This window comes from Serratia sp. 25CWL12 (assembly GCF_055790885.1).
Genome location: NZ_CM147698.1, coordinates 348,861 through 364,037, shown reverse-complemented (window position 1 = coordinate 364,037; position 15,177 = coordinate 348,861). Strand labels below are relative to the sequence as shown.

Annotated in this window: 11 protein-coding genes and 2 pseudogenes; 11 read left to right on the top strand and 2 right to left on the bottom strand. The window is 48.8% G+C overall.

Annotated features, from left to right (window positions below):
* Positions 1 to 157: 157 nt before the first annotated feature.
* From ACX9GV_RS01665 to ACX9GV_RS01655, 3 genes are all read left to right on the top strand, one after another.
* A complete protein-coding gene (locus tag ACX9GV_RS01665) occupies positions 158 to 1,294 on the top strand; it encodes an efflux RND transporter periplasmic adaptor subunit (RefSeq protein ID WP_473196814.1) in 1,137 nt (378 codons plus the stop codon).
* Complete coding sequence (locus ACX9GV_RS01660) at positions 1,291 to 4,377, top strand: efflux RND transporter permease subunit (RefSeq protein ID WP_473196813.1); 3,087 nt, start codon at positions 1,291 to 1,293, stop codon at positions 4,375 to 4,377. The genes ACX9GV_RS01665 and ACX9GV_RS01660 overlap by 4 nt, the downstream gene beginning before the upstream one ends.
* Positions 4,378 to 4,919: 542 nt before the next feature.
* Positions 4,920 to 6,203 (top strand): IS4 family transposase, encoded by a 1,284-nt coding sequence (locus ACX9GV_RS01655; protein WP_473195461.1) that lies wholly within the window; start codon positions 4,920 to 4,922, stop codon positions 6,201 to 6,203.
* A gap of 10 nt (positions 6,204 to 6,213) precedes the next feature.
* Here the strand turns inward: ACX9GV_RS01655 and ACX9GV_RS01650 are convergent, their stop codons facing one another.
* Entirely contained in the window at positions 6,214 to 7,155 is a 942-nt protein-coding gene (locus ACX9GV_RS01650; RefSeq protein ID WP_473196812.1) for a pectate lyase family protein, read from the bottom strand.
* A gap of 630 nt (positions 7,156 to 7,785) precedes the next feature.
* Here ACX9GV_RS01650 and ACX9GV_RS01645 point away from each other — a divergent pair.
* A pseudogene (locus ACX9GV_RS01645) lies at positions 7,786 to 8,024 on the top strand (helicase RepA family protein); the annotation flags it as partial.
* On the opposite strand, the gene ACX9GV_RS01640 reads toward ACX9GV_RS01645, so the two are convergent.
* On the bottom strand, positions 8,003 to 8,266 hold the full coding sequence (locus tag ACX9GV_RS01640) for a helix-turn-helix transcriptional regulator (protein WP_473197951.1): 264 nt from the start codon (positions 8,264 to 8,266) through the stop codon (positions 8,003 to 8,005). The pseudogene ACX9GV_RS01645 and the gene ACX9GV_RS01640 sit on opposite strands and share 22 nt — an antisense overlap.
* A gap of 217 nt (positions 8,267 to 8,483) precedes the next feature.
* On the opposite strand from ACX9GV_RS01640, the gene ACX9GV_RS01635 reads away from it, so the two are divergent.
* The 7 genes and pseudogenes from ACX9GV_RS01635 (at position 8,484) to ACX9GV_RS01605 (ending at position 15,139) form a co-directional block, all read left to right on the top strand.
* Positions 8,484 to 8,690: a helix-turn-helix transcriptional regulator gene (locus ACX9GV_RS01635; protein ID WP_023492866.1), complete on the top strand. Its 207-nt coding sequence runs from the start codon at positions 8,484 to 8,486 to the stop codon at positions 8,688 to 8,690.
* Between the two features lie 97 nt (positions 8,691 to 8,787).
* Positions 8,788 to 9,384 (top strand): hypothetical protein, encoded by a 597-nt coding sequence (locus ACX9GV_RS01630; protein WP_473196811.1) that lies wholly within the window; start codon positions 8,788 to 8,790, stop codon positions 9,382 to 9,384.
* Positions 9,385 to 9,565: 181 nt separating this feature from the next.
* Positions 9,566 to 10,144, top strand: coding sequence for a YagK/YfjJ domain-containing protein (locus ACX9GV_RS01625; RefSeq protein WP_037386618.1), 579 nt, complete (start codon positions 9,566 to 9,568; stop codon positions 10,142 to 10,144).
* Positions 10,145 to 10,299: 155 nt separating this feature from the next.
* Positions 10,300 to 10,845, top strand: coding sequence for a YagK/YfjJ domain-containing protein (locus tag ACX9GV_RS01620; RefSeq protein ID WP_023491901.1), 546 nt, complete (start codon positions 10,300 to 10,302; stop codon positions 10,843 to 10,845).
* 438 nt (positions 10,846 to 11,283) lie between these two features.
* Entirely contained in the window at positions 11,284 to 11,823 is a 540-nt protein-coding gene (locus ACX9GV_RS01615) for a YagK/YfjJ domain-containing protein (RefSeq protein ID WP_023491900.1), read from the top strand.
* A 358-nt stretch (positions 11,824 to 12,181) separates the two neighbouring features.
* Positions 12,182 to 13,905: pseudogene (gene hutU, locus ACX9GV_RS01610) on the top strand (urocanate hydratase).
* A gap of 157 nt (positions 13,906 to 14,062) precedes the next feature.
* Positions 14,063 to 15,139, top strand: a complete 1,077-nt coding sequence (locus ACX9GV_RS01605) for an LLM class flavin-dependent oxidoreductase (RefSeq protein ID WP_037386620.1) — start codon at positions 14,063 to 14,065, stop codon at positions 15,137 to 15,139.
* The last annotated feature ends 38 nt before the right edge of the window (positions 15,140 to 15,177 follow it).

Sequence of the window (15,177 nt, the reverse complement as noted above, 5' to 3'; positions counted from 1 at the left end):
GCTGCACTTGTCTTGTAATATCATCCATTCGATCGACCACGTGATGACGATTATAAAAGGAGACGTGCGACTTGCTTGACGCCTCGGATTATGTGACTTTAGTATGCTGATGAGTTAAATGGATTTTTTAATCACCTCCAAAGGGTTGATAATTGACATGACGTGGTACAAAAATAGAATTTTTCTCGGCGCTATTGTCCTCATAATCGGTATCAGCATTTATTTTATTTTTACAATAAGTGCAAACAGCCCAGCACATGGTGATACTCCGCCAGAAAAACAGGCGGCACTTACCGTTAATATCGAAGTCCCCCGACAACAGAATTTACCACGCCAAATCAACGCCAATGGTAATATTGCCCCCTGGCAGGAAGCGATTGTCAGTAGTGAGGCTGATGGGTTACGCCTGGCAGAAATTTACGTCAATGTTGGCGACCGCGTTGGTAAAGACCAACTTCTTGCGCGTTTTGACCCCGAAACAGTCGCCGCTGACCTTGCCCAAGCAGAGGCTGCTTTAGCTGAAGCTCTGGCGAATAAAGACGAAGCCAGCACGAATGCACAACGCGCGCGCAAACTGAAGAATACCGGTGCACTCAGCGAATTGCAGATCGACCAATACCTCGCCGCCGATAAAACAGCACGTGCTCGCGTCCAACAAGCTAAAGCGCAAGTTCAATACCAGCGGTTGCGCATGGAAAAAACGCGCGTACTGGCCCCTGACGACGGTATTATCTCATCGCGAAGCGCAACTGTTGGTCACGTCGCCAACCGTGGCAACGAATTATTCCGCCTGATCCGTCAAGAGCGCCTGGAATGGCGCGCAGAACTGACCGCCGCAGAATTACCCCTCCTCAAACCGGGTATGAGTGCCGTATTGCGCACCACAGCAGGAACCGAGCTCACAGGCCGCATCCGCGCCCTGGCCCCTTCACTCGACCTGCAAACACGCAACGCCATCGTCTATGTCGATATCACCCCGACACAGCAACAACAGCTCGGGGTAAAAGCGGGTATGTTTGCCCAAGGGACGTTCCACGTCGGTGAAATATCAGCGCTTACCGTTTCACAATCTGCTCTCGTCTCACGGGAAGGGTTTCACTACCTTTTTGCTGTTAATGACGCGGGCAACGTCAGCGAAATTAAAGTCGAGATTGGTCAGTTATATCAAGGGCGGTTTGAGATCCTCACCGGCCTGCAGCCTGATATGCGCATCGTTACCAGCGGTGCCAGTTTCCTCAATCACGGCGAAAGAGTGCGCGTTAACCCCCTCCCCACAGGGGAAACAGCACAATGAATCTCTCTACCTGGTCTATACGTAATCCCATCCCTGCGGCTATGTTGTTTGTGCTACTCACCGTCGCTGGGATCATCAGTTTCCGTAGTATGAAGATCCAACAGTTTCCCGATATCGAGTTACCGATGGTCACCGTCAGCGCCGCCTTGCCGGGCGCTTCGCCGGAACAGTTGGAAAACGACGTGGCGCGCAAACTGGAGGACTCCGTGGCTTCCCTGCAGGGGCTAAAGCACATCTATACCAAGATCTCCGAAGGCGGCGTTATTATGACGCTGGAATTTCAACTGGAGAAACCGGTCCAGGAAGCGGTGGATGATACGCGTTCAGCAGTACAGGGTGTGCGCTCTGATCTCCCCAGCGATGTCCGTGATCCTGTGGTACAACGTGTCAATCTGTCTGGAACGCCTGTGCTGGTTTATGCGGTGCGCTCAGAACATTTGGACGAAGAAGCACTGTCATGGTTTGTGGATAACACCCTGGTGCGCAGCTTGCAGGCGATCCGCGGCGTCGGGGCCGTCAATCGAGTCGGGGGCGTCAATCGTCAGGTCCAGGTGCTGCTCGATCCATTAAAGCTAGAAAGTCTGGGGGTGAGCGCGGCACAAATCTCGCAACAATTGCGTTTAGTGCAACAGGATGCCCCCAGTGGACGCGCCGAGCTTGGCAATAGCGAACAGACTGTTCGCACCCTAGGAGGGCAACACTCCGCCAAAGAGATCGCTGCACTACAGATCCCGCTTATCGATGGGCGTTACGTTCGACTCGATCAACTCGCTACTGTCACCGACACTGTGGCTGAAGTCCGCTCTTCCGCCTTTGTTGACGGCAAGCCAGTTGTTGGATTTGAGATCGTGCGTAGCCGCGGGGAGAGCGAGGTAGAAGTTGGCGACGCTGTCGAAAAAGCGTTGGAAAAAATTAAGGCAGAATACCCGCATCTGATTATCACCCAAGCATTTGACTTCGTCAGCCCAGTCAAAGCGGAGTACAACTCATCACTCAATCTGCTGTATGAAGGCGCGTTGTTGGCGGTGTTGGTCGTTTGGTTTTTCCTGCGCGAATGGCGGGCTACTTTTATTTCGGCAGTGGCGCTGCCCATGTCAGTGATTCCGGCTTTTTTTGGTATGGCCTTGCTGGGGTTTTCTATCAATGTGATCAGTCTGCTGGCACTGTCGTTGGTGATCGGGGTTCTGGTTGATGACGCGATTGTCGAGATCGAAAACATCGTGCGCCACTTGCGCGGTGGTAAAACCCCCTATGAAGCTGCGATAGAAGCCGCCGATGAGATTGGCTTAGCGGTGATTGCAACCACGTTTACACTGATCGCCGTTTTCCTTCCTACGGCGTTTATGAGCGGTATTGCAGGCAAATTTTTCAAAGAGTTTGGTTGGACGGCGTCGATCGCCGTTTTTGCTTCGCTGGTCGTTGCGCGCATTCTTACGCCCATGATGGCCGCTTATATGCTCAAGCCCTTAGTGGCAAACGATCGCGATCCAGCCTGGCTCACCCACTATTTACGCATCGTCAACTGGTGTACTCATCATAAGGTCAAAACGCTGCTTTCTGTCGGGCTATTCTTTATTGCGTCGCTGATGTTGATCCCCCTGCTACCTTCTGGATTTATGCCGCCGGATGATAACTCGCAAACTCAAGTGTCTGTTGAGCTGCCGCCAGGGTCGACCTTAACCCAGACTGAAGCGATGGCTGAACGGGCTCGTCAGTTGCTCAGTCAGGTACCTGAAATACGCAGCATCTATACCACTATTGGCGCCGGAAGTGCGGGAAGCGATCCCTTCTCCTCCTCCCTGGTGGAGCCGCGTAATGCGACCTTGACCATCCAACTCGTTTCGCGCGATGAGAGGGAGCGTAAACAACCTATTGAAGCTCGCATCCGCGATCTCTTAACGCAATTGCCCGGGGTGCGTACCAAAGTGGGCCTGGGTGCATCTGGAGAGAAATATATTCTGGTGCTAAGTGGTGAAGATCCGCGCAGTTTGATGTCCGCCCAACAGGCAGTGCTACGGGATTTGCGCACTATTCCAGGGTTGGGAAATATCGCCTCCACCGCCAGCCTGGTCCGGCCGGAAGTGGTCATTCGTCCTGACTTTGCCCGCGCAGCGGATCTGGGGGTCAGCAGTGCCGCTATCGGAGAAACACTGCGGGTCGCCACGTTGGGGGACTATGATATGTCGTTGCCAAAGCTGAATTTGCCCGAAAGGCAACTGGACATCGTGGTGAAACTGGATGATGCAGCACGGCAAGATATCGAATCATTAAAACGTCTTATTATCCCCGGAACTAAAGGCCCGGTGATGCTCAGCCAAATTGCAGATATCGCGATTGCAAGCGGGCCTGCGGTGATCAACCGTTACGATCGCTCACGCAATATCAATCTGGAGATCGAACTTTCCAATGTTCCATTAGGTACTGTGGTCAATGAGGTTAAAAAACTCCCCTCAATACAGAATTTGCCCGCTGGGGTGAAAGTGGTAGAAGTAGGCGATGCTGAAACCATGAGCGAACTCTTTGCCAGCTTTGGGTTGGCGATGCTGATCGGCATCCTCTGTATTTACATCGTGTTAGTGCTGCTGTTCAAACATTTCCTACACCCGGTGACCATCCTTGCCGCACTGCCTTTCTCTTTAGGGGGTGCCTTCGTCGGCCTGTTAGTCGCAGGGCAAAGCTTGTCAATGCCTTCACTGATTGGGTTGATTATGTTGATGGGGATTGCCACAAAAAACTCTATTCTGCTGGTGGAGTACGCTATTGTGGCGCGGCGCGGCAATGATGGCAGCGACGGGCGGCCAGTCGTGGCTGCCAAACCGCGCCAAGAGGCACTGATGGATGCCTGCCATAAACGGGCGCGCCCTATCATCATGACCACTGTTGCCATGGGGGCCGGTATGTTGCCCATTGCAATAGGGCTAGGCAATGCCGATCCCAGCTTCCGTTCACCAATGGCAATTGCCGTCATTGGCGGCTTGTTGACCTCAACCGTGCTGAGCCTGCTGGTGATCCCGGCGATATTTTTATACGTCGATGACTTTAGCCAGTGGTGTTACCGCAAATTCACTAAAAAGCCGTCTTAGCCAAGGATAAAAGCGGGTCATTAAATGGCCCGCTCAGATCCAAGCGTTTCAATCCACTAACAGAACTAAAACCGACTCTAGCTTGTATTGATACCGAAGGGGTATTTATAGCCCCCCCAATGTGCCCCCATCATTGCCTTGTTCAGGGGGGAGGTCTCTGGTCAATGGTAGTTTTCTTTGATTATTATCCACAAAAATCTGAATAATTACCCACACAAATATCAGACTAAGATACGATAATCAAATATATTACCTACACTATTCCTAATTGAATATTCTAGCTCTTCAGTCATACCCTGCTGCGGCAAATAATCGTAAGGTGGCATTTCAAAAGAGCTATTAAATCCACAGCTATTTAAGTCACTTGGTGGCCTATCCATTCCCCACTCATCATCAGACGGTAACCTATTGAAAGTAGAACCTACACATAGGTAGGATCTTAGCGTAATACATTGATAAAAATCAGAAAAAACTTGAAGTTGCGCCGTGACTATGATCAGATATTTTCACCACAAAAAGGTCCACTCAAGGCCACGACACCTATGAAGATTACCACGCTGAGCGATACGCTAAAAGCCCTGTTTAACCCTTTTTATCTACTTGAATTAGCTCGTAGTTTTAAATTTATTCAACGATTACGTAATGTACAACCTGTCCATATGGTTTTTGCCATTGTCCGAACACTCAGCGATCAGCGTCATGCCAATTTGGCTGACATCCATAGGACATTGGGAAGTATCTCTAACTCACTGATTTATTATAAACCTTTTCACAATCAATTAAAAAAACCGCAGTTGACAAGGCTCATGCAAAAACTGGTTGAAGAGGCGATGACACAATGGCTAATCCAACCGTTTCAACAGGACCTACCAAAAAAATTTCCATTTAAATATATACATATACATGACGGCAGTTCGCTCACTCTACATCCTGACCTTCGGGATGTATTCCCGGGGCGATTTCCAACCGCACCTGCCGCCATTGAGCTTCATATGACTCTTGATCTGATGAGTGGCACCGCAAACTACCTGGGGATTGATGCCGATAAAGAGAGTGAGCGGTTATACCAACCCTATGCCCATGAATTGAAAGAAACCTTGGTGATGATGGACGCAGGCTACTTTAGCCTCAACTATTGCTATAACATTAACCAATCAGGGGGTTACTACATTTTCCGAGCGAAAAAAAATCTCAAACCAGATTCCTGTATTGTTCGGGATTGTTTTGGTAAACCCGTGATGGAGCTGAAAAAGGGTGAGTTCAATCAGTTAACCGTAGAGCCGGGTGAATATCGAGATTTAAGCCTCGAGTGGAGTAATCGTCCTGGAAGCTATCGGCTGATCGCCTTTTGGGATAGACGGAACCAACGTACCGGTTACCTGATCACCAATTTATCTCGGGGTGACTTTTCTGCATGGGACATTTGTCATCTTTACTCAATGAGATGGCAGATAGAATTATTTTTCAAAGAGTTAAAATCATTTTGTGGTCTGAAAACGTTCATTACACGAGATAAAAACATTGTGCAAACCCTGGTCTGGGGCAGTATGTTGGCCGTTCTACTAAAGAGGAGTGTGGCTTTCACTACTGGACTGATTGCAGGTGTCTGTATTTCAACTCAAAAGGTGGCCCGATGCAGCTTACTCTGGATGCAGAACCTTCTTGAAGCCTTACTCAACCCAGTGGTTCTAGAGGATTTTCTGTGTACTACAGTGGCATTTTTGGCAGAACATGCGCGACGAGCAAATCTCAAACGGGATAAAGAAACATCATTATTTTCAATGGGCTTAGATATTTACTCGGGTGCTGTAGTGGGTGATTTATGACCTTAAGTACCTACGTATGAGAACCTACATCAGACAGATATGACCCGCCAAACTCCTTGAACATTCCACAGTGTTCAGTCCATCCCTTCACCCTGAAAAAATTATACTCTGACAAGGTTCTCGAGTTTTTACCAATACCAAAACTGTATTGGTATTTATATATTGGGTCATCAATATCGTTATCAAAGATGTTGTTAAAAAGATGAACATTACCAAAACGTACCCGTGGAGTACGCTGTACAATACGAGTAAACAAATTATTATGAAATGTTACTCGTAACTTTCCGGTATCTTCCGCATCATTGCTGTCACTATGGCCGATTAGAATCGTCTTATCGTGTAGTGTGAAAACAGTATTCGATACAGTAACATAGTCTGATGCGCGTTTAATATCTAACGAACCATCATGCTGAACGTATTTCCAACCATCGACGATCTTATAATTGTCCATGGTGAAGCGGCCGTCGCTAAATGTAACGTTGTTGATCCAGACATGATGTGACCTGACAATACTCAATCCATCCCACTCAGCATTCCAACCATCACCGTCTTCAAACTGAGGCTCCACATCCACAGGATTTTCAATAAACAGGTTATGAATAATCACATTATTGGCATCTTGAACAAAAAGTGCACTTTCGATAAATTTTGCCTGATGGTCCATCCCAATGAGTGTCGTATTACTCCCGATAAATATACGTCCTCGTTTTGATTGATCGGCACGATTAACATATGGAACACCACCGCTTGCATCAATCACCCCACTGACCCAAATATATTTAGGCCGATCGCCTGATTCTTTTATTGCTTGCCTAAGTTCTTCTATATTTTTGACATAATAAGAAAGCTCTGGATCTTGTCCTCCACCTGTTGTGCCGCCAGCCTCTGAGGCCCATCCAATAGGATTTTCATACCATGGTTTATGAGGGGGTACGTGATTAATTGATCTCATTGATAAAGCTCCATTTTAATTAAATGATGAATAGATCCAGGAAGAAGGAAAAAACAAAAAAAATCAAATTGTTATACTCCCTTTACCGACAGATCCATGATTCCATATCATTCTAACTACCGAATGATAGAGAAGCTTACAACTAATCTAGGAAATCACTGGGATATCCCATTTGATTCTCAAACGCCATAAATATTAGCTGCATTATTTGTCCCAACAAAGGGTGCCAGCCGCTGTCAAATCCTAAGGCCGACTTGTCGCGAAAATATCGCCCACAGGCAACTTGAAGTTAAGTATCTATATTCAAGGCACCTAGATGTTAGCTTTTTTATTCGACCCAGTTACAAAGTAGGCTATATTACCGCCTCCCCCGCACTTGCCGCCTTTCCAACACTCAAAGTATTTTTTTCATATATAACATCGGCCCATGTTAAAATTGAAACAGCATTTCTAAAAAACAAGATAGCTAAAGCGTAGTACAGGATTATAAAATTGTATAGCCTCTTCTTAATCCCGAAAAAACAGATTCCTGCGTACTTTGCGCTGTAAAGAAGTACACCGAGCAGGATAAAAAACAGGTTTAATTTCAAACATCATAGCTAAAAAATGATGCATTCTAAGTTTTACCCCTACATCAAAGCGGCAACCCAGGCCACGGTGCTGATTTATTCACCACTCCGGTAAAGATCAGGACAGCTCGCGGCTCAAGCACCTTCCAGGCCGCCTTGAATGTAGAGTTCAATGTGCGCCGTGAGGGTGATGGCGGTGCGTTGATCCTCAGTTGCACCAAGATGAAAGATGCAGAAGAACCAGCACGTCGTGCCTATGACCTGAGTTCTGTCGATCTCTATGTGGATGATGACGCAGATAACAGCCCTCTTGGTTCAGAAGAGAGCACCACTTCAACCCCCAGTAAAGTAAGCACCTTAAACAAACGCTCAATACTGGCGCTTCCAGGGTTTGCTTCCAGACGGGCATAGGTTTGCTGTGTGACACCTAACCTTTCAGACAGGTCTTTTTGCGTCAGCCCATTCGCTTTGCGAAAGCCAATCAGCAATGGACGCAACTGATTCAAGGTTTTCAACGGATAAGCTGCAAAACAATAAAACAGCTTATAGGCTGTAAAAATCGGAGGATTACCCTTCCAGTTCGCCAGTAAATTACGAATGGAGTCTTCACACACCGGCGGCGTATACACGGCCCGTAGTGGCATAGAGGTCAATGACCTTCAACTTTTTTTACAAATTACCGGGTTGGTATGCCGAAGCACGTGGTCGTTATCAAACATCACGAGTCCGGCTTACCTTTCTTAACCGGAGAATCGAATAATGAATACCCATACTTCTCTTTTAGAAGACCAGTTTGTCAATATGGCATTTATCACCAGTGTGACTGGTTTAACGGACAAGTGGTTCTATAAGCTAATTAAAGATGATGCTTTCCCAAAACCAATAAAAATGGGTCGTAGCTCTCGCTGGTTAAAAAGCGAAGTTGAAGCCTGGCTTCAGGAGCGTATTAACCAGTCCCGCAAATAAACCTCTCACCTAACTAAACCCGCAGCATGAAAATAATTATCCGGCTACCCCGGAGGTTTTCTGCTGCCTGTCATTTCACCTAGAAGGAATATGCACCATGAAAGACTATAAACCTCGTTACGAAGAACTCCACAAATATTACCAGACCTGGCTGATGGATTTTACAAAGCTGGCCGTTCGACAGGGCATGTGTCATCAGAATATTTATTATACCCACACTCTGGCAGTAGGATGCCTACGATTTCCTGGTAAAGAGCCGGTTATTGCGATTGTTCCGCAATGCTTGCACCTAATAATTTACGGGAAAACATCGGCAGCATCATTATCTCTTGAGGATGATCTGAGCGTCAGTTTATATACGCAGGAGCATTTGCTCGTACATCACCCCATGCTTGAAGGTGTCCTGCTTTCTGAATGTGTCCGCTTAAAACAACGTTCGCTAGCCAATAAACTCACCAGCCTGTTTCAGCAGTTCAGCGGAACCGAAACCCGCCTGAAACTTGTCTGGTTATGCTGGTACGATCTCATGCTGGGAAATTCTCTTGCTGACTGGATTGAAAACCTGAAGATTAAAACTGAAGAAGAAGTTAATCACTGGATTAACGAACGGCAGGACGAGAACTACGCTTTAACCAGCATAGTGGATGAGTACGTCATTTTTGCCTACCGCACTGTCCTCGACCCGCTAATTTAAGCTTCAAGCCTTGTTCTGCTCAGGGAGTTAAAATTAATATCGGTTAATTAATATAATTAATAGGCACTCCCTTTTTACAACCACTTCAGTAACTCCTTGCAAATCATCCTGATAATCGCCCCTCTTCGAGGGGGGCTTCATCTCTCCTGCTGGTATCAACCAGCTATCAAGAGTTAATCATATGAATACTAAACTAACCTGGACTCCAGACTGGTTTCTGTCGTCTGTCCTGAACTGGCATACAGACAGCATGATAAATCGGTATGCCTGTCTGCGGGCTATCCGCATAGATCTGTTCTATCAGAAAGGAACCGCTAAATATTATCAACAATCTCACCGTCAACTGGAAAAGGATATCCACTTGCTGATGGACAAAATGATGGGCCTTCAAGCAGTAGTGGGGTATTTCTGGGTCATCGAGTGGACTGAGGATCATCACTACCATGGTCATGTGGTCTTCTGGCTGGATGGTAATCGAACGCAAATAACCTATCCCTGGGCAGCGAAAGCGGGTGAGTTGTGGCACGTTATTACCGATGGCGATGGCTGGCATCATCGCTGTGAATTTAAAGCGCATTACAGGGCCAATATCAATATCCCGGTGCACTACAACGATCCAGACAGCATCACTAACATCCGGCTGGTACTGGAATATCTGACTAAAATTCAGCAGAAAGAGGGATTGTTACTTCACGGCTGTAACGAGGTGCCTGAACGCCCGCTAACGGGTCGCCCAAGGCTTCCGCCAGCGCTCAGCTAAATGTGAAATCACAATGTTAAACGCCTGCAGTGGCGTGACTACGCCACTGATATCCGCTGTCAGCGTAGCTGCTTCAGGAAGCCTGGGGCATATCGGCGTATTCACGATTTAATTACGTAGCACTCCCTTCTTTTGACCTCGACCAGAGATATCCCATGGAACGACTTAATGAAAAACTGACAGATGCGCAGTTGATCCATCGTGAACTACAGTCAGCCATTGACCATTACCCACGACTGGCGGCTTTTCGGTTTAGCTTGCGACAACCCGATGTTGACGCATTGCGACTTCCTGAAGAGACTGTAGTGCAATTTATTCATGCGCTTCAGCAGATGACCCACCGATACATCGAGATACGGCAATCAGAAGGCAAAGCTGCACCACCCACTATGCTCAGGGTATTATGGGGGATGGGTACCTCACGCGATATTCAGGTCATTCTGATGCTCAATCTCAGTACGTTCTGTTGCAGGCAACAGCAGGAGGGCGCGGAAACGGTTCTGGCTCTCATTCGCCAGGCATGGACTGCTACCTGCCGTGATACCTCCTTTACAACGGAGCCCCAGGTTTTCTTTCCATCCGAACCGTGTGTGTTGGCCTGTCGCACAATACCGGCCAAATTGACTGCGCAACACGAAGTGCTGAGAAATATCGCCAGGCAACTTCCTGCGCCTGTTGCCTTCTACCGGAGTAACGTGTAACGCAGACCAACAGCGATCGGAGATACATACATCTATTCAGATGCCATTTTACAGCAATTGCAGTTTGTCCCAATACCACAATGATGGCCAGTATTCCCTTTATCTCAGGCAAACCCAAGCCGTTAACGATGCCCCCCAGCCTGAGCGGTTTTATCACACGGCGTTTGTTAACAACCCCCCATTCGGCGGTCCCACTCTGACTCAGTGCGCTCATGCGTCATGCGAGGTTCCCTGTACCTGCCGCAGGGCCAGCGTTACTCATGGTTCAAACAAGGACACTCACATGCAAAAAATCAACGCCATCAATCCCGTTAGCGTTGCCTCCCACTTGATTTGCAGGCGGTGCTACCGACAATATTGTGGAGCCAAATCGTGTTCTTTCTACCATCGCACGATTTTCAGTATACTGGCGTGTTACCAGTCCAGAGGGCGATGCTAATGAGGATTCTTCTTTCCAGCGTTCAACTCGATGCTCACGACATCAAACGCACGCTTCAGGCTGCCATTAATCATTATCCGAGGCTGATCGCATTACGTGTCACACTACGCTTGCTCGCCGTTTCAACGCAGCCCCTAGACGCGCTGATAACCCGGTTTCAAGCTGTATTACTCCAGTTGCTCAACGTATTTATCGACAGTCGCCAATCGGCAGGTAAACCAGCACCACCTACTCAAATCAGTCTGTTGTGGGGTATTGAGGGCGATAGCGTCATCCCGATACTGTTGTTGAACCAGGATACGTTCTACAGCGTCCGCCATGACCCTTCGTTACAGACGCAAATTGATGCTGTTAACGCCCTCATCAGCAAAGCCTGGTCATCCGTTATTGAGCAGTCCGACGAATTGCCGCAAGTGCTGCTGTCGGAAGCCCTTTGCATCCAGGTTGCCCGTGGTGATGTTGAGCAATACGCCTCCCAATACGCTGCGCTCAGCAACAGCGTGACGTCGTTATCTTCGGTGGTATGTACGATCCAGTAAGTTGCCAATCACCGCACGGTGAATACAAAGAGCAGTGGAAAAAAGCTACGAGGATGTCCTGATTTTGTGATCCACTACAATAAACTACAACAAATCGTGACACTGACTCTCCCTTGGAAAAAACGGTTCACTCGCCTGCTTTTACCATCTGACCACGCATAACAGACATTTGTTCAAAAATAGAGCTTGACTATACATGTACAGTTTGTGTACAAACATATTCGTTAACATGATTTAATATGTTAATAACATTAATAGATATATTTTATCACAATTGATTAATACACTCATTTCCCCCCTCTCTTTGGCAGATTGCTAGACATGCCCGGCATTGTGACGACGATACGGAGAATACGTTATGAATACGATAACAGAGGCTGAAAGGGCTACACCAAAACAAGATATACGCCACGATAACACACGTGTTATCCGCGCCCCGCGTGGCAACCAACTGACGTGTAAAAACTGGCTGATTGAGGCCGCTTACCGGATGCTCCAGAACAACCTGGATCCCGACGTTGCCGAAGACCCGCAAAATCTGGTGGTCTACGGCGGTATTGGCCGTGCCGCACGCAATTGGGCCTGCTTCGATCAGATACTGACCTCGCTGAAAAACCTCAATGAAGATGAGTCACTGTTGGTGCAATCAGGTAAACCCGTCGGTATTTTTAAAACCGACGTCAACGCGCCTCGTGTCTTACTGGCTAATTCCAATCTGGTTCCACAATGGGCTAATTGGGATCATTTCAACGAGCTTGATCGTCGAGGCCTGTTTATGTACGGCCAAATGACCGCGGGCAGTTGGATCTATATCGGTAGCCAAGGCATTGTACAGGGTACCTTTGAGACTTTCGCTGAAGCGGGTCGTCAGCATTATGGGGGTGATCTGGCTGGGCGTTGGATCCTGACCGCCGGTTTGGGGGGATGGGGGGCGCACAGCCTCTGGCTGCCACCTTGGCAGGTGCGGTATCACTGAATATTGAGTGCCAACAGAGCAGTATCGATTTCCGTCTGCGTACACGCTATGTCGATAAACAAGCCACAGATATTGATCATGCCCTAGCGCTTATCCGTCAACATACGAAGGCACGGGAGGCGGTCTCAATAGCCCTGCTGGGTAACGCGGCAGAGATCCTGCCAGAACTGGTTAAACGTGCGAAAGCAGGTGGCCTCCGCCCTGATTTGGTAACGGACCAGACTTCTGCACACGACCTGATTAATGGGTATCTCCCGGCGGGTTGGAGTGTAGCGCAGTGGCGTGCGGGACAGCGTGATCCCGCCCAACATGCCAGACTGACGGATGCCGCGGCTCACTCTTGTGCCTTGCATGTCCAAGCGATGCTTGACTTCCAGTCGATGGGCGTACCGGTGGTGGATTACGGTAATAATATCCGCCAGGTTGCTTTCGATAAGGGGGTCACCAACGCGTTTGATTTCCCCGGTTTTGTGCCTGCCTACATTCGCCCGCTTTTTTGCGAAGGCAAGGGACCCTTTCGCTGGGTAGCGTTATCGGGCGATCCTGAAGATATTTACAAAACCGACGCCAAAATCAAAGAACTCTTCCCACATAACCACCACACCCACCGCTGGCTCGATATGGCACACAAGCATATCCGTTTCCAGGGGCTGCCTGCCCGTATCTGCTGGCTGGGCCTGGGAGAACGTCATCTGGCAGGGTTGGCCTTTAATGAAATGGTTCGCAAAGGTGAGTTGAAAGCCCCGATCGTGATTGGACGTGATCACCTGGATACGGGGTCGGTCTCCAGTCCAAATCGTGAAACTGAAGCCATGCGTGATGGTACTGACGCCGTATCTGACTGGCCATTGCTGAATTCCTTGCTCAATACCGCTGGAGGCGCAACCTGGGTCAGCCTTCACCATGGCGGCGGTGTTGGGATGGGCTATTCGCAACATGCCGGTATGGTTATCGTCGCCGATGGAACAGAAGCCGCCGCTGAGCGATTAGCCCGAGTGCTGGTGAATGATTGCGGTTCCGGTGTCATGCGACACGCGGATGCAGGTTATGAATTGGCGATTGCCACAGCGAAGCGGCAAGGGTTGACCCTGCCGATGATCCGATAACCACAAGCACCGCTTCCTCTTATTATTTGTATTCTGCCATCACTCCCCGAAGAGAAGGCTAAGCGCTTGTGCAATACACATGACTGTTTTTCACCGAGTCACCGTGCTCGAAACCTCCCGGGGATCCGGATAACACTGGCATGCAAGGAAATAGACTATGAAGCTTGGCGCATTCATGATGCCTGCTCACCCTCGTCACCGCTCTCCGTATGAGGGACATTACCACAACCTCGATACCCTGCAATTTTTCGACAACATTGGCGTCACTGAAGCGTGGATCGGGGAACACTATATGATGCCTGGAGAACCCTGTCCCTCACCGGATCTTTTGTTGGCCCAGGCGTTTCTTGTCACAGAGAAAATCAGGCTGGCGCCGGGTGCCTTCATGCTGCCGTTTCATCACCCTGCTGAACTGGCTCACCGAATCTGCTGGCTGGATCATATTTCGAAGGGGCGATTAATGGTCGGTATTGGGGCCAGTGGGACCCATCTCGATCTGGAGATGTTTGATATTGATTACCGCGCTGGCGCACATCGTGAAATGACGGCCGAATCTATCGCCATTATGACGCGCTTTTGGGAAAGCGATGGCCCCTTTGAGTTCAAAGGGAAATATTGGACGGTTCGTCGCCCTGCTGACCAATTAGAAAAATCTACCGGATATCATCTCAAACCCTTTCAGTCGCCGTACCCGCCAATAGGAGTGACCGGGCTGTCAGCCGCCTCGGACACACTGCGTATTGCTGGCAGGAATGGTTGGTTACCCATCAGCTTTTGCTTTACACCTGATTATTTACATACCCACTGGCGCGTCGTGGAAGAAGGGGCGCAAGAAACTGGGCGCCGCCCACCTTCCCGTGCAGATTGGCGAGTCAGTCGCCCTTTCTTTGTCGCCGAAACCGATAAACAGGCATGGAAACTCGCTGTTGATGGAGAAATGGGCCGCTATTTCCGTGAAGATTATCTGCCCATGCTGGCTGGAAACAATGCGCTTGGCCTGTTGAAACACCATCCGGATGTACCGGACAGCGATGTCACCGCCGAGTATTGCGCCAAACACTGCTGGATAGTTGGTTCCCCCGAAACCGTGCGGCAAAAAATAGAGGAGATGCAATACCTCTCCGGTGGTTTCGGTGTACTCCATGTGATGGGCTTTGACCACCTTGATGAATTAGAAACGACACGTCACAGCTATGCCGAGCTGGCAAATATCGTCGAGAAACATTTCGCCTGACGCCTGCTGACGGACAGTAACTAGGCGATATTCACCGT

What these genes read in the sequence shown, in the direction of transcription:
- ACX9GV_RS01665 (WP_473196814.1), top strand. Translation starts at nt 158, where the DNA reads ATGACGTGGTACAAAAATAGAATTTTTCTCGGCGCTATTGTCCTCATA.
- ACX9GV_RS01660 (WP_473196813.1), top strand. Translation starts at nt 1,291, where the DNA reads ATGAATCTCTCTACCTGGTCTATACGTAATCCCATCCCTGCGGCTATG.
- ACX9GV_RS01655 (WP_473195461.1), top strand. Translation starts at nt 4,920, where the DNA reads ATGAAGATTACCACGCTGAGCGATACGCTAAAAGCCCTGTTTAACCCT.
- ACX9GV_RS01650 (WP_473196812.1), bottom strand. Translation starts at nt 7,155, where the DNA reads ATGAGATCAATTAATCACGTACCCCCTCATAAACCATGGTATGAAAAT.
- ACX9GV_RS01635 (WP_023492866.1), top strand. Translation starts at nt 8,484, where the DNA reads ATGAATACCCATACTTCTCTTTTAGAAGACCAGTTTGTCAATATGGCA.
- ACX9GV_RS01630 (WP_473196811.1), top strand. Translation starts at nt 8,788, where the DNA reads ATGAAAGACTATAAACCTCGTTACGAAGAACTCCACAAATATTACCAG.
- ACX9GV_RS01625 (WP_037386618.1), top strand. Translation starts at nt 9,566, where the DNA reads ATGAATACTAAACTAACCTGGACTCCAGACTGGTTTCTGTCGTCTGTC.
- ACX9GV_RS01620 (WP_023491901.1), top strand. Translation starts at nt 10,300, where the DNA reads ATGGAACGACTTAATGAAAAACTGACAGATGCGCAGTTGATCCATCGT.
- ACX9GV_RS01615 (WP_023491900.1), top strand. Translation starts at nt 11,284, where the DNA reads ATGAGGATTCTTCTTTCCAGCGTTCAACTCGATGCTCACGACATCAAA.
- ACX9GV_RS01605 (WP_037386620.1), top strand. Translation starts at nt 14,063, where the DNA reads ATGAAGCTTGGCGCATTCATGATGCCTGCTCACCCTCGTCACCGCTCT.